18 protein-coding genes and 1 pseudogene are annotated in these 23231 nt (G+C 31.1%); 15 read left to right on the top strand and 4 right to left on the bottom strand.

What is annotated here, in order from left to right:
- Positions 1-8: 8 nt before the first annotated feature.
- The 14 genes and pseudogenes from ACFQZW_RS12080 (at position 9) to dsrP (ending at position 17471) form a co-directional block, all read left to right on the top strand.
- A complete protein-coding gene (locus ACFQZW_RS12080) occupies positions 9-428 on the top strand; it encodes an IS1/IS1595 family N-terminal zinc-binding domain-containing protein (RefSeq protein WP_298265902.1) in 420 nt (139 codons plus the stop codon).
- Positions 429-546: 118 nt separating this feature from the next.
- Positions 547-1725 (top strand): hypothetical protein, encoded by a 1179-nt coding sequence (locus ACFQZW_RS12075; protein WP_372801488.1) that lies wholly within the window; start codon positions 547-549, stop codon positions 1723-1725.
- Positions 1726-1736: 11 nt separating this feature from the next.
- Positions 1737-1991 (top strand): DUF4212 domain-containing protein, encoded by a 255-nt coding sequence (locus ACFQZW_RS12070; protein ID WP_298265898.1) that lies wholly within the window; start codon positions 1737-1739, stop codon positions 1989-1991.
- Between the two features lie 23 nt (positions 1992-2014).
- Positions 2015-3721, top strand: a complete 1707-nt coding sequence (locus tag ACFQZW_RS12065) for a sodium:solute symporter family protein (RefSeq protein ID WP_386783283.1) — start codon at positions 2015-2017, stop codon at positions 3719-3721.
- Between the two features lie 264 nt (positions 3722-3985).
- Entirely contained in the window at positions 3986-6616 is a 2631-nt protein-coding gene (locus ACFQZW_RS12060) for an ATP-binding protein (protein ID WP_372801491.1), read from the top strand.
- A 1-nt stretch (position 6617) separates the two neighbouring features.
- Entirely contained in the window at positions 6618-6986 is a 369-nt protein-coding gene (locus ACFQZW_RS12055) for a response regulator transcription factor (protein WP_298265891.1), read from the top strand.
- Positions 6987-7021: 35 nt separating this feature from the next.
- Positions 7022-8893 (top strand): annotated as a pseudogene (locus ACFQZW_RS12050) (propionyl-CoA synthetase); the annotation flags it as partial.
- Positions 8879-10864 carry an acetate--CoA ligase gene (acs, locus tag ACFQZW_RS12045; protein WP_363317305.1) on the top strand — a complete coding sequence of 662 codons (1986 nt, stop codon included), beginning with the start codon at positions 8879-8881 and terminating at the stop codon, positions 10862-10864. The pseudogene ACFQZW_RS12050 and the gene acs, both read left to right, overlap by 15 nt.
- Before the next feature lie 257 nt (positions 10865-11121).
- Positions 11122-11352 (top strand): chaperone NapD, encoded by a 231-nt coding sequence (locus ACFQZW_RS12040; RefSeq protein ID WP_386783280.1) that lies wholly within the window; start codon positions 11122-11124, stop codon positions 11350-11352.
- 7 nt (positions 11353-11359) lie between these two features.
- Positions 11360-13687: a molybdopterin-dependent oxidoreductase gene (locus ACFQZW_RS12035; RefSeq protein ID WP_372802079.1), complete on the top strand. Its 2328-nt coding sequence runs from the start codon at positions 11360-11362 to the stop codon at positions 13685-13687.
- A gap of 2 nt (positions 13688-13689) precedes the next feature.
- Positions 13690-14361, top strand: coding sequence for a cytochrome C (locus ACFQZW_RS12030; protein WP_298288498.1), 672 nt, complete (start codon positions 13690-13692; stop codon positions 14359-14361).
- A gap of 12 nt (positions 14362-14373) precedes the next feature.
- Positions 14374-15003, top strand: a complete 630-nt coding sequence (locus tag ACFQZW_RS12025; RefSeq protein WP_298265880.1) for a cytochrome c3 family protein — start codon at positions 14374-14376, stop codon at positions 15001-15003.
- 32 nt (positions 15004-15035) lie between these two features.
- The gene (locus tag ACFQZW_RS12020) at positions 15036-16088 is read left to right on the top strand and encodes a 4Fe-4S dicluster domain-containing protein (protein WP_298288493.1); all 1053 of its coding nucleotides are present in this window, start codon (positions 15036-15038) and stop codon (positions 16086-16088) included.
- A gap of 159 nt (positions 16089-16247) precedes the next feature.
- Positions 16248-17471 carry a sulfate reduction electron transfer complex DsrMKJOP subunit DsrP gene (gene dsrP, locus ACFQZW_RS12015; protein ID WP_372802083.1) on the top strand — a complete coding sequence of 408 codons (1224 nt, stop codon included), beginning with the start codon at positions 16248-16250 and terminating at the stop codon, positions 17469-17471.
- A gap of 54 nt (positions 17472-17525) precedes the next feature.
- Here dsrP and ACFQZW_RS12010 read toward each other — a convergent pair whose 3' ends face one another.
- The 4 genes from ACFQZW_RS12010 to ACFQZW_RS11995 all read right to left on the bottom strand — a co-directional run bounded on the left by ACFQZW_RS12010 (position 17526) and on the right by ACFQZW_RS11995 (position 22059).
- Complete coding sequence (locus ACFQZW_RS12010) at positions 17526-18191, bottom strand: 3'-5' exonuclease (protein ID WP_386783274.1); 666 nt, start codon at positions 18189-18191, stop codon at positions 17526-17528.
- Complete coding sequence (locus ACFQZW_RS12005; protein ID WP_386783272.1) at positions 18188-20104, bottom strand: DUF294 nucleotidyltransferase-like domain-containing protein; 1917 nt, start codon at positions 20102-20104, stop codon at positions 18188-18190. The genes ACFQZW_RS12010 and ACFQZW_RS12005 overlap by 4 nt, the downstream gene beginning before the upstream one ends.
- A 119-nt stretch (positions 20105-20223) precedes the next feature.
- Positions 20224-20973 carry a lysophospholipid acyltransferase family protein gene (locus tag ACFQZW_RS12000; protein ID WP_386783270.1) on the bottom strand — a complete coding sequence of 250 codons (750 nt, stop codon included), beginning with the start codon at positions 20971-20973 and terminating at the stop codon, positions 20224-20226.
- Positions 20974-22059 carry a M42 family metallopeptidase gene (locus tag ACFQZW_RS11995; RefSeq protein ID WP_298265860.1) on the bottom strand — a complete coding sequence of 362 codons (1086 nt, stop codon included), beginning with the start codon at positions 22057-22059 and terminating at the stop codon, positions 20974-20976.
- A gap of 159 nt (positions 22060-22218) precedes the next feature.
- On the opposite strand from ACFQZW_RS11995, the gene ACFQZW_RS11990 reads away from it, so the two are divergent.
- A complete protein-coding gene (locus ACFQZW_RS11990) occupies positions 22219-22926 on the top strand; it encodes a DUF4294 domain-containing protein (RefSeq protein WP_386783267.1) in 708 nt (235 codons plus the stop codon).
- The last annotated feature ends 305 nt before the right edge of the window (positions 22927-23231 follow it).

Raw genomic sequence — 23231 nt, 5'->3', positions numbered from 1 at the left:
TTATATATATGAAAGTAGATTTTTGCCCAAACTGTGGCTCAAATGAGTATGTTAAAAGCGGTGTTGTAAAAAAAAGACAACGGTATAAGTGTAAAAAATGCAACTATTATTTTACAGTAAATAAAATGGGAAAGCAAATAGATTCCTATTATGTAAATAAGGCATTGCAGTTATATTTAGAAGGGTTAAGTTATCGTGAAATTGAACGCATACTAGGGGTTTCACATGTGAGTATCATAAACTGGGTAAAAAAGTACAATATCAAACGACCTTATAGTTTTGAATATCATTCTACGTATAAAATTTTAAACGCTCAAGAACTAGCCAAGTATTTTTCTGAGAATAAAAATTTAATTGGTGCAGGTGTTATTGTTACTGAGCTAGGAGACAAGTTTATGTTAATTCGGTGGGAGCGATTTAAAGAATAACTATACTAATTTACAAAAATCTATATTAAATTTAGCTTCAAGCATTATTATTTTCATATTGTAATGGTTAAAAATGAACATTTTAACAAAATATTTATTAACTAACCAACTTTATTTTATGAAAAACAAATTTTCAATTTTGTTAATTGCATTTATGGGATTAGCATCACTCAGCTATAGTCAATCTGGAAATGCTGATAAAAAAATCGGAATAAATTGGAGTGGCTTTGTAAAGGCAGATTTTATGTATGACACACGTCAGGTTGTAAATGCCCGAGAAGGTCACTTTAATATTTTACCTACTTCGGTAAATATGGTTAATGGAGAAGATATTAATGATCAAGCAAATTTTAATATTTTGGCGATTCAGTCCAGGTTAAAAGGAGCTATCACAGGTCCTGATTTCTTTGGGATGAAAACCTCAGGAGTTATAGAAGCAGCTTTTTTTGGAAACTCAGACGGATCAACGGGAGAATTTAGACTGAGACATGCATTTGTTAAACTATCAAATGAGAATCTTGAAATTTTAATGGGGCAATATTGGCATCCTATGTTTGTAACTGCAGTTTTTCCTGGGGTATATTCATTCAATACAGGAGTTCCTTTTCAACCTTTTTCTAGAAACCCACAATTAAGAATTACAACTAAAGGAACCGTTAAATTTATTGGAGTTTTATTTACTGAAAGAGATTTTAAAACTAGAGGAGCAAGTGTTAGTCAATCTGGAATTCCTCAAGTACACGCTCAATTACAATTTGGAAAAGCAACTGAAACTTTAGGAGGTGTCGGATTTAATTTGAAAAATTCAAGACCACAATTGGGGGAAGATAATTTAACAAGTACTGCTTTTATAGGGTATTTTAGAACAAAATTGGGAGATGCTACTTGGAAAGCCGAAGTTACTTATGGTCAAAATATGACAGATGTTTTACAAGTAGGAGGATTTGGTTTGGCAAATGGAGATTATGTAAATAATAACACATTATCCATATGGACAGAATTTCAAGGTGATTTTTCTGAAACCATGGAGTGGGGATTGTTTGGAGGTTATACTAAAAATGATGGATTTGGAGAAGCTATTAATTACGTTAATGGATTTTTAGGCAGTGGAGTTGAAAGTGCATTTAGAATTTCACCTAGAATTGGATGGAAGTCAGGCAATTTAAAAATAGGTGTTGAAGGAGAATTTACAAATGCTCAATACGGATCAATTGACGGAAACGGCGATATAAACACCACAGGTGTTGATGCCGTAAATAATTTTAGATTACTAACTACAGCAATATATAAATTTTAAAACTTACCACTATGTCAAAAAAAGATATGAAAGCATATTGGAAAGAAAACCTTGGTTATTTAGCAATTTTGTTAAGTATATGGTTTTTAGTTTCCTATGTGTTTGGAATTTTATTAGTAGATCAGTTAAATACCATTAAACTGGGAGGATTTAAACTTGGTTTTTGGTTTGCGCAACAAGGTTCAATGTACGTGTTTGTTATCTTAATATTCGTCTATGTAAAATTGATGAATAAACTAGATAAAAAATATGGAGTTGATGAATAATTAATCGTATAAAAAATTAAATCATGGGAATATTAACTTGGACTTGGATACTTGTTGGAATCACTTTTGCAATTTATATTGGAATTGCAATTTGGGCAAGAGCAGGGTCTTCAAAAGAATTTTATGTAGCAGGCGGAGGAGTTCCACCAATAATGAATGGTATGGCTACAGCTGCAGACTGGATGTCAGCAGCATCATTTATATCGCTAGCAGGAATCGTTTCATTTACAGGATATGACGGATCAGTTTATCTTATGGGATGGACAGGAGGTTATGTGTTATTAGCACTTTTATTAGCACCTTATTTAAGAAAATTTGGAAAATTTACGGTACCAGATTTTATAGGTGACAGATATTACTCAAATACAGCACGTATTGTAGCTGTTATAGCAGCTTTAATAGTTTCGTTTACATACGTAGCAGGACAAATGAGAGGTGTAGGTATTGTTTTTTCTCGTTATTTAGAAGTAGATATCAACACAGGAGTTTATATAGGTATGGCAATTGTACTTTTTTATGCAGTTTTGGGTGGAATGAAAGGAATTACTTATACCCAAGTTGCTCAATATTGTGTACTAATATTTGCATTTATGGTACCCGCAATTTTTATTTCTTTTCAAATGACAGGAAATCCAATTCCACAATTAGGATTTGGAGGTTCAGGTGAAGATGGAATTTATTTACTAGATAAGTTAGATGGTTTACAGCGAGAGTTAGGCTTTAATGAATATACTTCTGGAAGCAAAAGTATGATAGATGTTTTTGCAATTACAGTAGCTTTAATGGTAGGTACAGCAGGATTACCACACGTAATTGTGCGTTTTTTTACGGTACCTAAGGTAAAAGATGCAAGAGTTTCAGCTGGTTGGGCATTATTATTTATTGCGATACTTTATACAACAGTACCTGCAGTAGCAGTTTTTGCAAGAACCAATTTAATTGAAACAGTAAGTAATACTAAATATGAAGAATTACCAGAATGGTTTGGAAATTGGGAAAAGACAGGCTTACTTAAGTTTGATGATAAAAATGGAGATGGAGTGGTTCAATATGTCGCAGACAATGAAGTAAATGAATTGGTGATTGATAGAGATATTATGGTGTTGGCAAATCCAGAAATAGCAAAATTACCTAACTGGGTAGTAGCATTAGTTGGAGCAGGAGGATTGGCTGCTGCATTATCAACAGCCGCGGGTTTATTATTGGTAATTGCTTCGTCAATCTCTCATGATTTATTTAAGAAAATTATCAAGCCAGACATCTCTGAAAAAGGAGAGTTAGTAGCAGCTCGTTTTAGTGCCTTTATAGCAGTTTGTATAGCAGGTTATTTTGGTATTAATCCACCTGGTTTTGTGGCCGCCGTTGTAGCTTTGGCATTTGGTTTAGCTGCAGCATCATTTTTTCCAGCAATTTTGTTAGGTATTTTTGATAAACGTATGAATAAAGAAGGAGCAATAACAGGGATGATTGTTGGGTTAGCGCTAATGTTATTTTATATGCTAAAGTTTAAATTTGGAATTTTTGATGGAGGAAAAGAAGCGGTTGCTGGGTTGAAAGAAAGCTGGTGGTTTGGAATTTCACCAGAAGGTTTTGGAACAGTGGCAATGATTGTAAACTTCATTGTATCTATTGTCGTTTCAAGAATTACAGTAGCTCCACCACAAAATGTACAAGACATTGTTGAGGATATTAGAATTCCATCTGGAGCAGGAGAAGCTACTTCTCACTAATAAATAGTTAGTTAAAACAGCATTATTATTTTTAATAGTGCTGTTTTTGTTATATTTAAAGCTAATTTTTTAATCAATTGAAAAAAAGACACCAACAAAAATTAATTGTTTTAACGGTATTGTTAGTATGTTTATTTAACATACCTATACTTTTAATATTTAATAGTGGAGCTACCATATTAGGGTTTCCACTAATTTACTTTTACATTTTTATGGTATGGATTATAAGTATTATAATTTCCTATAGTATTTTAAAAAAGTATTATGAGTAGTCTTTTAGTTATTTTAATTATTGTTGTTTATTTAGCTGTCATATTTTATGTAGCATTTTGGGCTGAAAAAAACTCAAAAAGCAAATGGGTAAACAATCCTTATATTTACACGCTTTCTTTAGCTGTTTATTGTACAGCCTGGACCTATTATGGAAGTGTAGGATTGGCTGCAACTTCGGGATTAACTTTTTTAACAATTTACTTAGGACCTGTTATTATTATTCCTGTTTGGATTATTTTAATGAGAAAGGTTATTAGGATTTCAAAAATCAATAAAATATCTTCAATAGCTGATTTTGTTTCTTTGCGTTATGGAAATAATCGCTTTTTAGGAGCGTTAATCACTTTTGTGTGCGTTTTAGCTATCGTACCTTATATTTCTTTACAATTAAAGGCTATTTCTGAAACATTTAATGTAATAACTAAGCACCATATTATAGGAAACTCTATTATTAATGATACCACTTTCTATATAGCCATTTTGTTGGCCATTTTTGCAGCATTTTTTGGTACACAACATACCGATGCAACGGAACGACATAAAGGAATTATTACTGCTGTAGCTTTAGAATCTATTATAAAATTGGTGTTCTTTTTAATAATAGGTTTGTATGTTACTTTTTATTTATTTAATGGTCCAACAGATATTTATAGTAAGGTTTCAAAATTGCCAAATTTTGAAATTCAGCAAACAATAAATGGTGTTGAAGGTGGGTTTAATTGGTTTTTGTTAAGCATTTTATCAATGATAGCCATTATGTTATTACCAAGACAATTTCAGGTTACAGTAGTTGAAAATGAACGCGAAAAATATTTAAAAAAAGTAACTTGGCTGTTTCCCTTGTACTTATTATTATTTAATGTTTTTGTAGTATTTATTGCTTGGGGAGGAAAAGTAGTTTTTGAGAACCAACAAGTAGATGCAGATTTATTTAGTTTATTACTGCCCTTAAATAATAATCACGAATTTTTAGCCTTATTAGTTTTTTTAGGAGGTTTTTCTGCGGCAATATCAATGGTAGTAGTTTCAACATTGGCACTTTCAACTATGTTAAGTAATAACTTGATAATTCCTTATGGTTTTTTAAGAAAATATAGTGAAGGTGAATCGGAAGAGAATACGGAATCTATTAAAACAATTAGACGTTTAGCTATTTTTTCATTAATTATTGTTGCGTACTTTTTTTATAAATTTTTTACGTTAGATAGGTCTCTGGTTTCTATTGGCTTAATCTCATTTGTGTTAATAGCACAGTTGGCACCCTCATTTTTTGGAGGTTTATTTTGGCGAAGAGGTTCTTCAAAAGGAGCCATTTATGGAATTATTGCAGGTGTTATAATTACTATTTACACTTTAGTAATTCCATTTACAATAGACTCTCAATTAATTTCAACATCATTAATTAATGAAGGTTTATTTGGTAGTAACATATTAAAACCGTATCAGCTTTTTGGATTGCAAATTTTTGATCCTGTACCTCATGCTTTTTTTTGGAGTCTATTTTTTAACTTTTTAATTTATGCAGCTATTTCAGTTGCAATAAAAGGAAGTTATAGAGAACGAAATTTTGCTGAAATGTTTGTTGATAGTAATAAATATGCTTCAATGCATGAAGATGCGTATGTATGGAAAGGAGAAGCGTATGTTAAAGATATTAAGAAGGTGTTAACCCGTTTTTTAGGTGATAAAAGAACCGAAAGAGCATTAAATTTATTTTATATGAAGCATAATTTGAATAAAAATATTCAATATGCAGATGCTAGGTTGGTAAATTTTTCTGAAAAATTATTGACAGGAAGTATTGGAAGTGCTTCTTCAAGAATTTTAATTTCATCAGTAGTAAAAGAAGAAGAAATTAGTTTGCCAGAAGTTTTAAATATTTTAGATGAAACTCAAAAAGCGAAAGCATCTAATAAAGAACTTAAAGAAAGAGACAAACAAAAAGACGAATTTTTAGATACAGTAGCACACGAATTAAAAACTCCAATAACTTCAATTAGAGCACTTTCTGAAATTTTGTTAGACGATGAAGAAATTGATACTACTACTAAAAATAAATTTTTAACAAGTATAGTAAGTGAAAGTGATCGTGTAAGTAGGTTGATTAATAATATTTTAGATTTAGAAAAGTTGGCAACTGGAAAACAAAAATTAAACTTAAATAAAAATTCAATTGAAACAACCATCCAAAAATCAATTGATGCTGTTCAACAATTAGCATTTAAAAAAGGAGTAAAAATTAATGAAGAAGGGGTAAAAAATACAACATTATTATATGATGAAGATCGAATACAACAAGTTATATTAAACCTCTTATCCAATGCTATCAAGTTCTCAAATGAAGAAAATGGAGCCGTAGCAATTTTTACATACATAAATGAAAATAAAATTGAAATTTCTGTTGAAGATAATGGAAAGGGAATACCTCAAGATGAGTTGGATTTGATATTTAATAAATTTTACCAATCAAAAAATCAAACTGTGGTTAAACCTGAGGGTACGGGATTGGGGTTGGCTATTAGTAAACAAATTATTGAAAGTCATAATGGTAAAATTTGGGCAGAAAATATCAAGCCTAACGGAGCAAGATTAACATTTACATTACCCTTAAATTCTAATTAACATGAGAAAAATATTAATAGTAGATGACGAACCCAACATAGTAATGTCATTAGAGTACATTTTTAAAAAAGAAAATTTTGAAGTTTTTATTGCACGTGATGGTGAAGAGGCAATTGAAATAGCTGAAACTACTATACCAGATATTATTTTGTTAGATATTATGATGCCTAATGTAGATGGTTATCAGGTACTAAATTATTTAAAATCCAATGAAAAACTAAAAGAAATAAAAGTAATTTTTCTTTCAGCCAAAAATAAAATATCAGATGTTGAATTAGGATTACAATTAGGGGCAGATAAATACCTGTCTAAACCTTTTTCAACAAAAAAACTAGTAAAAGAAGTAAAAACATTATTAACTAAAAAATAAATGCTTATTGCAATTAATACAAGCAACTAAGTACACAATCAAAAATTAATAGTATGAGTTATCAAAAACATTACAACAGCAGTATTGAAAATCCTGAAAAATTCTGGAAAAAACAGGCAAGCAACTTAAAATGGTATAAAGACCCAACGACTATTTTATCAAAAGATGAAAATGGTTTTGATCGCTGGTTTGCCGATGGAAAATTGAATATGTGCTATTTAGCAGTTGACAAACATGTTGAAGATGGTTTTGGAGAACAACAAGCCATTATTTATGAATCTCCAGTTACTCAACAAAAAGTAACCTACACTTATAATGAAGTTAAAAGCAAAGTGGAGCGTTTGGCAGGCGGACTTCGCGATTTAGGTGTAGAAAAAGGAGATACCGTTATTATATATATGCCAATGATTCCTCATGCAGCATTTAGTATGTTAGCTTGTGCACGTATTGGTGCCATACATTCTGTTGTTTTTGGTGGTTTTGCTCCTCATGAATTGGCTATTAGAATAGACGATTGTAAACCAAAAGCAATTATAACAGCAACTTCTGGAATGGAAGTTGATCGGTTAATTGCGTATAAACCTATGGTGGATGAAGCTATTAAATTAGCTCAACACAAGCCAGAAAAAGTAATTGTATATCAACGTAATTTAGGAGCAGTAAACCCAAAAACAGAACGTTATATTAGTTATAAAAAACTTGTAAAAAAATCAAAACCTGTAGAATGTGTTGCAATGAATGCAACCGATCCATTATACATTTTATATACTTCAGGTACAACAGGAAAACCAAAAGGAATTTTACGAGATACAGGAGGTTATGCTACGGCATTAAAATACTCAATGAAAAATATTTATGGAGTAGATGAAGGAGATACTTTTTGGGCTGCTTCGGATGTAGGTTGGGTAGTTGGACATAGTTATATTGTTTATGGACCACTTTTAAACAGAAATACAACCATAGTTTTTGAAGGGAAACCTATAAAAACACCTGATGCAAGTACTTTTTGGAGAATTATTAGTGAAAATAAGGTGAAGGCTATGTTTACAGCTCCAACAGCAATTAGAGCAATTAAAAAGGAAGATCCTGATGGTGAATTGTTAAAAATGTATGATTTAAGTTGTTTAAAATATCAATTTTTAGCGGGTGAACGTTGTGATGCTGCTACCCTTAATTGGCTAGAAAATCAATTAAATATTCCTGTTATAGACCATTGGTGGCAAACGGAATCTGGATGGCCCATGCTATCCAATATGATGGGGGTTGAAGCCTTGCCTGTTAAACCTGGTTCTGCTGGAAAAGCAGTTGGAGGTTATGATATCCAAATTTTAAACTCTGAAGGCAAACAATTAGAACCAAATCAAGAAGGTTTTGTTGCGGTAAAATTACCACTACCTCCTGGAACACTTTTAAACATTTGGGGAAATACTGAACGTTTTGTTGATGGCTATTTAAAAAGATTTGATGGGTATTATTTCTCTGGTGATGGAGGTTATAAAGACGAGGATGGTTATGTATATATTACTGGAAGAGTTGATGATGTAATAAATGTGGCCGGACATCGATTATCTACAGCTGAAATGGAAGAGGTGGTTTCATCAAATCCTTCTGTGGCTGAATGCGCTGTTTTTGGAATTCAGAATGAACTGAAAGGGCAAGTACCTTTGGCTTTAGTTGTTTTAAAATCTGGTGATTATGTTTCGAGTTTCGAGTTAGAATATAATATTGTACAAGAAGTAAGAAAACAAATAGGGCCGGTAGCTTCCTTAAAAAAAGTATTAATTGTTAAGCGTTTGCCTAAAACACGTTCAGGAAAAATTCTTCGAAAATTACTTAGAAATATAGCAGATGGTGTTGAATATACAATTCCTTCAACAATTGATGATCCAGAAATTGTTTCAGAAATAACTCATGAATTAAAATTACATAAAATTGGTATTTATGAACATGCTACTGAGGAAGAAAAACAAACGCTGGATGATTTACAGGTAGATTCTTTCATCAAATATTATAAATCTTACCAACATAGTGTAAATGATCCAGAAGGATTTTGGGCACAAATTGCTGAAACTTTTACCTGGCGTAAAAAATGGGATAAAATTGTTGAATATGATTGGGAAACACCTAAATTTGAATGGTTTAAAGGAGCAAAGTTAAACATTACAGAAAACTGCTTAGATAGACATTTGGATAAAAGAGGTGATGATTTGGCTATTATTTGGGAACCTAACGATCCTAATGAAGCCAATAGAACTTTCACGTATAGAGAATTGCATGCAGAAGTAAGTAAATTTTCTAACGTTTTAAAAAATAACGGAGTAGAAAAAGGGGATAGAGTTTGTGTGTATATGCCTATGGTCCCTGAGTTAGCAATTGCTGTATTAGCGTGTGCTAGAATTGGAGCAGTGCACTCTGTGGTATTTGCAGGATTCTCTTCAGTAGCATTATCAACAAGAATCAATGATGCGGAGTGTAAAGTAATTTTAACAACTGATGGAGTGTATAGAGGAAGTAAAGCAGTTGATTTAAAAGGGATTGTTGATGAAGCTTTAGAATCAACACCATCTATTGAAACCTCTATTGTGTTAAATAGAATTAATGCAAATATTACCATGAAAGCAGGACGAGATATTTGGTGGCATGAAGAGTTAGCAAAAGTATCAGATATTTGTCCAGCAGAAGAAATGGATGCCGAAGATATGTTGTTTATTTTATATACTTCAGGTTCTACAGGTAAACCAAAAGGAATGGTTCATACTTGTGCGGGTTATATGATCCATACAGCATATAGTTTTAAAAACGTTTTTCAATACAAACATGGTGATGTTTATTTCTGTACAGCTGATATTGGTTGGATTACTGGCCATTCTTACATCGTTTATGGACCTTTAGCTGCCGGAGCAACTACTTTAATGTTTGAAGGAATTCCATCTTATCCAGATTATGGACGTTTTTGGGAAATTGTCGAAAAACACCAAGTAAATCAATTTTATACTGCACCTACAGCTATTAGAGCATTAGCTGCGCAACCTAATGAGTTAATTGATAAACATGATATTAGTTCAATTAAAGTTTTAGGAACTGTTGGAGAACCTATTAATGAAGAAGCTTGGCACTGGTATGATGAAAAAATTGGGAAACAAAAATCTCCAATAGTAGATACTTGGTGGCAAACGGAAACAGGTGGAATTATGATTTCTCCTTTAGCTGGGGTTACACCAACAAAACCAACATTTGCAACAAGACCTTTACCAGGTATTCAACCTTGTTTGGTTAATGAAAATGGAGAAGAATTAAATACCAATCCTGCAGAAGGAAGGCTGTGTGTTAAATACCCTTGGCCTTCTATGGCAAGAACTATTTATGGAGATCATAATCGTTATAAAGAAACCTACTTTACAGCTTTTTCTGGTAAATATTTTACCGGAGATGGATCGTTTAGAGATTTAGAAGGAAATTATAGAATTACAGGTAGAGTAGATGATGTAGTTATCGTTTCTGGTCATAATTTAGGTACAGCTCCAATTGAAAATGTAATAAATGAGCATAGTAATGTGGTGGAATCTGCTATTGTTGGGTATCCGCATGATATTAAAGGAAATGCTTTGTATGCTTATGTAATAGTTTATGAAACACCTGAGAATGATGACTTTTTACGTCATGAAATTAACGATTTAATTGCACGTACTATTGGACCAATAGCTAAATTAGATAAAATTCAATTTGTGCCTGGATTACCTAAAACACGTTCAGGAAAAATTATGCGACGTATTTTACGTAAAATTGCTGAAAACGAAACTTCTAATTTAGGAGATATTTCAACCTTACTAAACCCAGATGTAGTACAAGCAATTATGGATGGTTCATTGGTGAAATAAATTATAACCTTAAATGTAATCTAAAGCGTTTTCATAATTTTTGGAAACGCTTTTTTTGTGAAATAAATTTCAGTATTTTTTGGTAAATGAGAAAATCTAAACTTTTAATCTTTAAATAATGCTTCTTTTGGTAGATTATTTTAAAACCTTATTTAGAGTAATTTCAAATTAGAAGATCTTAAACTCTTAAATGATAAATATCATATTTTAAAATATTTAAATACATATTTTTGTAACTTAAGTTACAATAAAATACGATGCCAATAAAAAGTTATGTTCTTCATTGTGAAGAGAATAGTAAAAAAGAATTACTAAAAGAGCTTCATAAACTTTCCGAATGCGAGGTAATTCCTGCTCAAAATCATGAAATAATTATTGTTGTAACAGATACAGAATCAGAAGAATCAGATACAAAAATATATAATCAACTATTAGAAATGAAAGGCTTGAAACATTTGTCATTGGTTTCAGGATTTGATGCTAAATAAAATTAATATGGTACAAACAAACGTAGATCGTAGATCTTTTATTAAAAAAATGGCTGCTGCTGCAGCAATGACTGCTGCCGCAACAATGTTCCCAGGAATAATTTTTGCTTCTGAACAACTTGAAAATTTACCTAAAGGAGGAAATTTAGATTGGAAAAAAGGACCTTGTCGTTTTTGTGGTGTTGGTTGTGGTATTTTAGTTGGAGTTGAAAATGGGAAAGCAGTTGCGGTAAAAGGAGATCCAAATAGTTCTGTAAATAAAGGACTTCTTTGTGTAAAAGGATACCACCAAACAATGTGTATTCAGGCGAAAGATCGTTTAACATATGCGTTGGTTAAAAAAAATGGAACCTATGTAAAAACTCCGATTCATGAAGCTTTAGATATTGTTGCTAATAAAATGAAGCAAACAATTAAAGATCACGGAAAAGATTCGGTTGCAATGTATACATCTGGACAATCTACAATTCCAGAAGGTTATGTAGCTTCAAAACTAATGAAAGGAGCTATTGGAACTAATAATTTAGATTGTAATGCACGCTTATGTATGGCAAGTGCAGTTGCTGGATTTTTAACAACTTTTGGTGCTGATGAACCAATGGGGTGTTATGAAGATATTGATCATGCCGATTACTTTATAACTTGGGGTAATAATATGGCAGAAATGCATCCAGTTTTATTTTCAAGAATGTTAGAGCAAAAAAATAGTAGAGGAGCAAAAATTATTGATTTTGCTACCAGAACAACACGTTCTAGTATGGCTGCTAATAAATCTATTTTATTCGAGCCCCAAACAGACTTGGCTGTTGCAAATGCTATTTGTTATGAAATTATTAATAATGGTTGGGTAAATAAATCATTTGTAGAAAAACATTGTAACTTTAATAAGGGATTAACAAATATGGGATATGGGCTTGAAGATAATTTCAAATTTAATGATAAGCCTGAAGAAATTAATTTTGAAGAATACAAAAAATTTTTAGAAGATTATACGCCTGAAAAAGTTGCAAAATATTCAAAAGTATCTGTAAAAGATATTAAGTATTTAGCGAATATTTATGGTAACCCAAATAACAAAGTAGTGTCATACTGGTGTATGGGTATGAACCAACACACTAGAGGAACTTGGATAAACAATTTAGTTTATAATATTCATTTACTAACAGGTAAAATTTCACAACCTGGAAATGGGCCATTTTCTTTAACTGGACAGCCATCAGCTTGTGGAACCGCTCGTGAAGTAGGTACATTTACTCATAAATTACCACATGGAGTGGTGATGAATAAAAAAGATCGTGAAATGGCTGCTAGAATTTGGAAAGTACCAGTTGAAAGAATTCCATCAAAACCAACGTACCATGCAACCGAAATGTTTAGAGCTGTAGATCGTGGAGATATTAAATTTATTTGGACTCAAGTTACAAATCCATTAGTATCCTTGCCAAAAACAGGTCGTTATAGACCGGCAATGCAAAAAAAATCTTGTTTTGTAGTCGTTTCAGATGTCTTTCCAACACCAACTTCAGATGTTGCAGATGTAATTTTACCAGCAGCTTGGCACATTGAAAAATCTGGAATGTATGGAAACTCTGAAAGAAGAACACAGCAATGGGATAAAATGGTTGAAGGTCCAGGTGAAACTATGCCAGATGCTTGGATGACTATTGAAGTAGCTAAGAGAATGGGATACGGAGATTTATTTCCATACAGTGAAGAAAATCATGCAGAAGAAATTTATAATGAATATCGTCAATTCCACGAAGGAGCAAAACATGGAATGGCTCCATTAGAAGTATTAAAAAAGCAATCTGGTGTAATTTGGCCTTATGTAAATGGAAAATCTACACAATGGAGGTTTAATGCAAAATATGATCCAGCTTGTACAAACGGGGAAGATTTTCATTTTTATGGAAAAAAAGATGGAAAAGCAATTATTTGGCAACGTCCATATGAAAATGCACCTGAAATGCCAGATCAAGAATATCCATTCTGGTTAAATACAGGACGAGTTATTGAACATTGGCATACAGGTTCTATGACTAGAAGAATTCCAATTTTGCATAGAGCAATGCCCAATGCTTATGTAGAATTACATCCAGAAGATGCAATGAAACTTGGAATTAGAAATGGAGAGCAAGTGAAAGTAACTTCACGAAGAGGCTCATGCACATTGCCTGCATCAATCAATGAAAGAGGTTTACCAACAAAAGGACAAGTTTTTGTTCCTTTTTTTGATGAAAGTTTGCTAATTAATGATGTAACTCTTGATGCTTTTTGTCCTATTTCTAAAGAACCCGATTATAAGAAGTGTGCAGTAAAAATTGAAAAAGTATAATTATGAAACGATTATATTTTATAGGAATATTTGCTTTACTAACAATAACCACTATTTTTATTTGGTCAAAAAGTTATTATACTGAACAAGAAGAAGCTTATGTTATACTTCCTGTTGAAAAGGGTACTGCTTTAATTCCTTCTGAAAAAGGAGTTTTTGAACGCTCTGAATTTGCCAATGATTATGCTACAATGCGTGATGATTATAAAGGAGGAAGAAGTTTAGATACCTATTATGATAATAGAGCATATCACGGAGCACCCCCAAGCATTCCTCACCCAATTATAAATGAGCTAACTATGGGAGGTAAAAGCTGTTTAAAATGTCATGAAAACGGTGGTTATGTAGCAAAGTTCAAAGCATTTACACCTGTTGTTCCTCATCCTGAAAAAGTGAATTGTAGACAATGTCACGTTCCTCAAAAAACAACAGGATTGTTTAAAGCAATTCATTCAAGAGAATTTCCAACTCCAAGTATTAATAACGAAGCTTTTATAGGAGCTCCACCTGTAATTCCTCATCAAATTCAATTACACGAAAATTGTTTGGCTTGCCACGCAGGACCAGCAGCTCCAGTTGAAATAAGAGTATTGCATCCAGAACGTTCAAATTGTAGACAATGTCACGTATTAAACAATAAAGAAACAACGGATATTGGAGATTTTATTAGATAAAAGATGAAGGAAATGATACAAAAAATAGTAGTAAAAACATTAATAATAGTTATAGGTTTATTTGTAATCTCTTGTAAACATAGTCATGAAAATAACTATCATACAGTTACAGATAAAATTGAAGCAAAAACTGTTTCACCAGAAAATTTAACTATTACTTCTAAAACCTTTAATGAAAATATAAAGACAGTAAAGTTTGCAGAAGATGGTTATGAATTTTTAATTCCTGAAAGAAAAAGTCAAATCACATCATACAATTGTACAGAATGCCATACACAACCAATTGAAAAATTAAAACAAAATCAAGTTGGTGAAAAAGCAGCACATTGGAATATCAAACTAGCTCACGCTGGAGTTGAAATTATGAATTGTGCAACGTGTCATTCAAACGGTAATATGGATAATTTACATAGCTTAACCAATAGCGAAATAGATTTTAATTACAGTTATAAATTATGTAGCCAATGCCACCAAAAAGAGTTTAAAGACTGGAAAGGTGGCGCACACGGAAAACAACTAGGAGGTTGGGCACCACCTAGATTATCTAATACTTGTGTAAATTGTCATAACCCACATAAACCTGCATTTGAAAAACGTTGGCCAGTTAGGTTCAATACGCAGAAAGTTAAAGAGCGTCAATAATAGAACAATTGTTTTAATAAATAAACTAAACAATGAATAACGATAATAAAAAATGGTATTCTTTAAATTTAAAAAAATCTCCAAAAGTAGATTCTTGTGGATGCGGAAATAATTCAGGCTCTTGTTCAGGTGAAAAAACAAAAGATGGATACGATCAAGTTATGAATGTATCTATGGGTAGAAGAGCAGCATTTAAAAAAATAACTGCAGGTTTTTTAATTGGAGCTGGAGCGGTTAGTTCTTCTTGTAGTGTTGTGAGTGGTGATGAAAACAAAGAGAAATCAGGTATAGAATGGGAGGAGTACTTTAAAGGAAATTATAAGTTAATGACCGATAAAGAAAAAGAGGAAACTGTGAATCGCTTAACAAGATCCTATGAATTGCGTACTGGAGAAAAAATAAATATGACCTCTAAAGATGCTGAAAAAGATGTATTATTTGGTTATGCATTCAATATTTCTAAATGCCAAGGCTATATGGATTGCGTAAATGCTTGTGTTGAAGAAAATAACCAAGACAGAGCTACTGAAATGCAATACATTAGAATCCATGAGATGGAAGATGGAAAAGGATTTAATTTTGAGGAATCTGATGATAATTATTACCATGAGGTTCCAGCCGAAGGACATTTTTATATGGGAACACAGTGTTTTCACTGTGATAACCCACCCTGTGTTGAGGTTTGTCCAGTACAAGCAACTTGGAAAGAAAAAGATGGCATTGTTGTAATTGATTACGATTGGTGTGTTGGCTGTAGATATTGTATGGCAGCTTGTCCTTACGACGGAAGAAGATTTAACTGGAAAACACCTGAAGTTCCTGAACAAGAAGTAAACAAAAAACAACATTATTTAGGAAACAGACTTCGTAAAAAAGGTGTTATGGAAAAATGCACTTTCTGTATACAGCGCTCACGTGAGGGTCAAAATCCAGCTTGTGTTGAAGCTTGTCCAACTGGAGCAAGAACATTTGGAAACTTATTAGATCCTAAAAGTAATATTCGTTGGATTTTAGAAAATAAGAAAGTGTTTAGATTAAAAGAAGATTTAGGTACCGAACCAAAGTTTTGGTACTATATGGATTAATAAAATTAGAGTTGTTCTTATTTAAGATTGATCTAGTTACATTATTGCGTAAGGGATAGAGCGGTTTGTTTGAGCTCTTTTTATTAGAAAATAAAAAAGCGAGAAGCGAAAGCCCAACCTTTTAGAATTAAAAGGATACGCCCAAATAAAAAATAAAAAATGAAGACATTAAAAGTTTTTGGAAATTTAATTAAAGATGGTTTTTTAGAAGTTACTCACGGAAGTAAAGCTTATCATGTTTGGATGGCAGTTTTATCTTTTATAATGCTGGTTGGGATGTATAGTTATAGCATTCAGTTGGAAGAAGGTTTAAGTGCAACAGGTATGACAGATCGTGTGAGTTGGGGATTGTACATTTCTAATTTTACTTTTTTGGTAGGAGTGGCAGCAGCAGCAGTAATGTTAGTATTACCAGCTTATGTACTTAAAAACATAGATTTTAAACAGGCAGTATTAATAGGGGAAGGGTTGGCAGTTGCAGCTTTATGTATGTGTTTGGCATTTGTAATTGCAGATATGGGTGGTCCTGCTAGATTATGGCATATGATACCCGTTATTGGGGTGTTTAATTTTCCAAATTCAATGCTTACTTGGGATGTATTGGTGTTAAATGGGTATTTATTTATCAATATTACCATTCCAATGTATATTTTAATTATGCGTTATCAAGGAAAAACTCCTAATCCTAAAATTTATATACCAGGAGTGTTTTTATCTGTTTTTTGGGCGGTCGGTATCCACATGGTTACAGCATTTTTATACCAAGGATTACAAGCTAGACCATTTTGGAATAATGCTTTATTAGGACCAAGATTCTTAGCATCTGCATTTGCAGCTGGACCTGCTTTAATTATAATTGTATTAGCCATAATTAGAAAATTTACAGCTTTTAAAATACCAGATACTACCATTAAAAAAATTAGTATGATAGTTACTGTAGCTGCTCAAATTAATTTAATTATGTTAGTTTCTGAATTATTTAAAGAGTTTTATGCTCCTACACACCATAGTATAAGTGCAGTATATTTGTTTTTTGGTTTAGAGGGAAAAACAGCTTTATTACCTTGGATTTGGACTTCTATTAGTTTAAATGTTGTAGCAACAATTGTTTTAACGTTTCATAAATTAAGAAGTAACTTAAATATTTTATATGTTGTTTGTGGAATGTTATTTATTGCAATATGGATAGAAAAAGGATTTGGATTAATTGTTCCTGGATTTATTCCTGGACCTTGGGGTAAAATTGCTGAATACACTCCAACTTTAGTTGAAATTTCAGTAACACTAGGTATTTGGGCAATGGGAGCATTTATATTTACAATTTTAGCAAAAACAGGTATCGCAGTTGAACTAGGTCAACTAGTTTATAAAAAGAAAAATTAACGACCAAATCAATCAACATCATAAAAAAGTCTATTCAAATTTGAATAGACTTTTTTATAATAGTCCTTTTTTCTGATTTCTTCTAAATAAATCAGAATAATGAATATTTCTTTCTTGTTTTAATTTAGCTATTATTTTTAAAAATAAAAGAGCGGTAATATAAGCATCTCCAGATGCGGTATGTCTATCGTGTTTAGGAATTTTAAACTCAGCGCATAAAGCATCTAAATTAAAATGATTGTCTTTTTTACCAGCTAATTTTTTATATAAAATTCCAGTATCAATGCTTTTATTTTTAAGTTTAGGTAAGTTAAATCGTTTTAAAGCGGTATTGATTATTTCAATATCAAAAGCTGCGTGATGCGCAACTAAAACGGAATTTCCAATATAATTTATAAAATGCTGAATCGCTTGTTTTTCTGAAGTTTTGGAAATGTTTCCTTCTTTTAAAATTCCGTGAATTTGGACAGTTTCAACTTTAAATTTATCTTGTTTTAAATACAATTCAAAATTGTTAGATACATCTATTATATTGTTTGTAATACTGACAGCTCCAATAGATAAAATTCTATCATTTTTAATATCTAAACCAGTAGTTTCTGTGTCGAAAACTACAAAGGTTGTAGTTTCAATTTTTTGAGACTGTTTTTGTTTGATTTTTTTTAAGTAATTTTTCCAAAAATCAGGATACGTTTTATGTTTAAACCAAGAAAATATCACATCATTTGAGCTAAATTATATCTAATATTTAACAATTCTTGAATATCTTTAATAGGTTTAAAGCACCCTTTGAGTTTTAATTTTTCAGATTTATTCAAAAGATTTAAGTCAACAAACCTACCAGAATCATTATGTTTTATACCCTGTTCAGTTTTATAACGGAGTAATATTTTAAAAGCATCAATACAAGATAAATACAACTCTTTATTTTGAGGTTCAATTTTTGCTAATTTTCTATATCTGTCAATAGTATTGTTTTTGTTCTTTATATTGTGTGAAAGTATAAGTAAGCGAGCGGCATCAATCAAAGGCATTAAAGCTCTGCTTTTTAAATCGAACTGATCTTTATGTTCTCCGTCATTCTCAACTAAAAATTGTCTAAAAAAGCCAAGTGGTGGAGGATTTACTAAAGCATTTCTCCCTAAAAAATTTAAAAAAATCTCATAAGATTTAATGGATTTAAAAATGCTTTTAGACATTTTTTTTACCAACTCTTTCTCTCCGTATACTAAATTATAGTCAAAAAATATGGTAGAAAGCATAATAGATTTTTCTGAAGGCTTTGTAATCCATGTATTAAATTGATGTTTCCATTCACTTAAAGATAAACACCATTTAGAATTACTTGCCATCATTTCTGCAGGGCAATATTCATATCCGATTATATGTAGCTTTTCAGTAATTTTTTTTGAAAGATTCATAAAATACTCTTGGGTAGATTTGTAAATCTCATCAGTTACATCTTCAAATACCAAAGCATTATCTTGATCGGTAATTAAAAGTTGCTCTTTTCTACCTTGACTGCCTAAAGCCAACCAACTAAACTTTGCTGGGGGGCTAGTTTTCATTTCTTTTAATGATAGTTCTATAGATTTGATAGTTATGGCATCTGTTATTTCTGAAATAATTTTTGAAATAAATACAATTGGTATACGCTGTTCAATATAACCTTTTAATAAGCTTGACGCTTTTTCTCTAATATATTTTAAAGAATTGACATTTTTTGCACGTTTTATTTCTTTAATTAAAACAGAGGGATTGTTTCCATGAAGCACTACAATATCGTGTTCAGATAATATACCAATTAAAACAGAATTTGAAGTCCCGTTTTCTGTAATGCATAAATGGGTTATTTGATGCTTTATCATAGCAATTTGAGCCTCTGCAATAGTAATTTTTTTAGGAAAAGTAATAACCGGAGAAGACATAATTGCAGTTACTTTTTCTTCAATAGAAATTAAACCAGTTGCAATTTTAAGTCGAAGATCTTTGTCGGTAATTATTCCTATTGGTTTGTTGTCTTCAACAATTAAAATAGAGCCAACTCTTTTAGAACTCATGATTAATGCAGCATCTTTAATAGTTGAAGTTTTTAAACAAGTAATGGGATTTTTACTAAATTGAGCAGTTTGAACTTCGGTAAATGCATTGTTTTTTTCTAACGAATCTACATTTGCAAACAAATGGCTGTTAGCTTTATTGACATAAGGAGTTTTAATATTAGAAACAAAGCTTGCGGTTATAAATTTAGTTGCTTTGTCATTGGTTTTAATAATCTCTTTTAAAATTTCTACTGAAATGGCATATAATAAAGATTCTTCATTTGCTTTCGCGCTCATTAAATAATGATCATTTTGAATGAGTGGGCGCAATCCAAAAATGTCTCCTTCATCACAAATATCTACTAAAATTTGATCTTCTCCCATGGTTCTGTATAATCCAATAGCGCCATCTTTTACAATGTAGAAATTTTCATGAGGGTTTTCTTCTTGTTTAAATATAAAGTTTCCTTTTTCTAAATAGGTAACCTTAACATTTGAAGCTATTTTATAAAGTTGATCTTTTTCTAACACATCAAAAGGAGGGAAGTTTTTTAAAAAATCAAAAATCCTTTCAGCAATGGTATTTTTCATAATAAATTGATGTGATGATAAACATTAAAAATACAAAATTAGTTGTAACCATTCTATCTAATTAAAAGAAAAGCCTATTCAAAATTTTGAATAGGCTTTTTGGTTTACAATTATTTATTTTAATTCCATTCTTTTCTAAACCTTAAAAGCTCATCATCAATTAGTTTTTTAGAGGTAAGAATTAATTCTTCAGGATTATCAGATTTAACAGGTTTTAAATAACTTACCTTAATTTCAGTTCTCCATTTTCCAAAACATCTGATAAAGTGGGGTAAAAACGTATCATCTCCAATCCAAGCATCACTTAAATTTTTATAATCTACTGCAATTGGAAGTACAGGCACACCTAATTGAGCTGCTAAAATAAAAGCTCCAGGTTTAAAGTGAATAGTTGTAGGTTTTATATGTGTAGTTCCTTCAGGAGTATTTAAAATTGAAAAACCATTTTTTAAGGTTTTTAAAACTTTGTTTCTAGTTTCAGTTCTTTCAGCTTTATTTTCCCTATCAACAAAAATAACACCAGTTGTTTTACAAACATTTCCAATTAAAGGCCAAGAAGCTACTTCTTTTTTAGCTATTGGATATCCTAAAATATTTTTTAAGATAACTATAGAATCAAAATAAGTTCTATGATTTGAAATTATTAAACCACTTTCTTTAGGTTCTTCTCCATATACTTTAATTTTTGAACCTACAATATAATGTAGTAAGCGTATAATGGTACGTCTATAAATAATACCACGTTCTACTTTTTTAACTTTACTTTTATAAAAAATATTGGTAATTAACAATATACCATAAATAGTTATGGTAGTTAATGCAAATAAAATAAGTCTAATTATTGCTAAAAGGGTTCTTAATAGTATCATTTATTTGAAATAACTAAAATTTTCTCCTTCTTTTATGTTTAAAAGTGTTTCATAAATTAATTTAATTACATTCTCAACATCGTCTTTGTGAACCATCTCCACAGTTGTATGCATATAACGAAGTGCTAAAGAGATTAAAGCGGATGGTACTCCTCCATTGCTATAGGCAAAAGCATCGGTATCGGTTCCTGTTGATCTTGAAGATGCCATTCTTTGAAAAGGAATTTTTTTAGCAGTTGCAGTGTCAACAATTAAATCTCTTAAATTATTTTGAACCGCAGGAGCATAGCTAATTACAGGTCCATCTCCAGAAATGGTTTCTCCCTCTTTCTTTTTGTCAATCATTGGGGTGGTAGTATCATGACAAACATCAGTTACAATGGCAATATTTGGTTTAATAGTTTGTGTAATCATTTCTGCACCACGTAATCCAATTTCTTCTTGAACCGAGTTTGTAATATACAATCCAAACGGAAGTTTAATATTATTTTCTTTTAACAAGCGAGCCACTTCAGCAATCATAAAACCACCCATTCGGTTATCAAGTGCTCTACAAACAAAATTATTTTTATTTAAAATAAAAAATTCATCAGGATAAGTAATTACACACCCTACATGAATACCTAATTTTTCGACTTCTTCTTTCTTTTTACAGCCAACATCAATAAATATATTATCTAATTTAGGAGTTTCTTCTTTCCCACTAACTCTGGTATGTATAGCTGGCCAACCAAACACTCCTTTTACAATTCCTTTTTTGGTATGAATGTTAACTATTTTTGAAGGAGCTATTTGGTGATCGCTTCCTCCATTTCTAATTACATAAATCAATCCTTCGGGAGTTATATAGTTTACATACCATGAAATTTCGTCAGCGTGTCCTTCAATCACAACTTTAAATTTGGCATCTGGATTTATAACCCCAACAGCAGTTCCATAACTATCGGTAATAAAATTGTCAACATAAGGTTTCAAATACTCCATCCATATTTTTTGCCCTTCACTTTCATAACCTGTAGGAGATGCATTATTTAAATACTTTTCTAAAAATGCAATCGACTTTTTATTCAATATTTTTTTGCTCATTTGTATACATATATATTATTAAAGAAAACGAAGATAACAAAATGTTATATATGCTTACAATTTATTATGAGTATTTAAGTTTAAACTTTTGAAAATTTGTTCAAAACAGACTTTGTATTTTTGTATTTTTGGAATCTTTTTTGATGTAACTATGAAATGATGAAAATTAACTGGAAAAAACACACCTATATATTAATAGTACTTTTAAGTACTTCAATTTTTTCACAAGAAGAAAAAACTAAAGATTCAATACCATTATCTGAAAGGTATATAGTTTTTGAAGGAGATACTCTATTAATAGAATTAGATGAAGTTTTATTACTTAAAAAATTAAAGTTTGAAACTAATTATGACAGAAGATACTATTATTGGTATCGAAAAAAAACTTTAAAGGCATACCCATACGCAAAATTGGCAGCGGATAGAATTCAAGTTTTAAATGAAAGATTGGAGAATATTAAATCAAAAAGAAGAAAAAAAATCTATACCAAAAGAATTCAAAAGTACTTAGAAGGAGAATTTACAGACCAATTAAAGAAGTTAACTCGTACTGAAGGAGAAATTTTAATTAAGTTAATTCATAGACAAACAGGTCAAACAGCATTTGATTTAGTGAAAGATTATAGAAGTGGGTGGAAAGCTTTTTGGTACAACACTACCGCTAACTTGTTTAAATTGTCATTAAAAGATGAATACAATCCCGCAGAAAACAAATTTGACTATTTAATTGAAGACATTTTACAAAGAGCATTTGTGGATGGTGTACTCGAAGAACAACCTTCAAAATTAAATTTTAACTATATCGAACTCGGTTCAAGAGTAATTGATGTTCCAAAACCTAAGTTAAAAGCATCAAAGAAAAGTTAAATTACTATTGCAAGTTTGCTTAATTTGAATTATATTAGCTGTCCTTTTAAAAGGAACGCACTCCAAAGTATTTTTTTAAATAATATAAATAGCTATTTATCAGTTGATTGTTTTTTTAAATAAAAAAACTTCAAAAAAAGGTTAAAAAAAGTTTGTATAGGAATAAAAAAGAGTGGTATATTTGCAGCCGCTAACGAGGAAACGGGTTGGTACGAAGTTCTAAAGAGTTTGTTGAAAAAGTAAGATTAAAAAAAGCTAAATTTTTATTTGGTGATTTAAAAAAAGGTTTTACATTTGCAGCCGCT

The sequence above is a fragment of the Lutibacter aestuarii genome (genome assembly GCF_042676885.1).
Lineage (GTDB): Bacteria > Bacteroidota > Bacteroidia > Flavobacteriales > Flavobacteriaceae > Lutibacter > Lutibacter aestuarii.
This window is presented reverse-complemented; position numbering and strand designations above follow the sequence as displayed.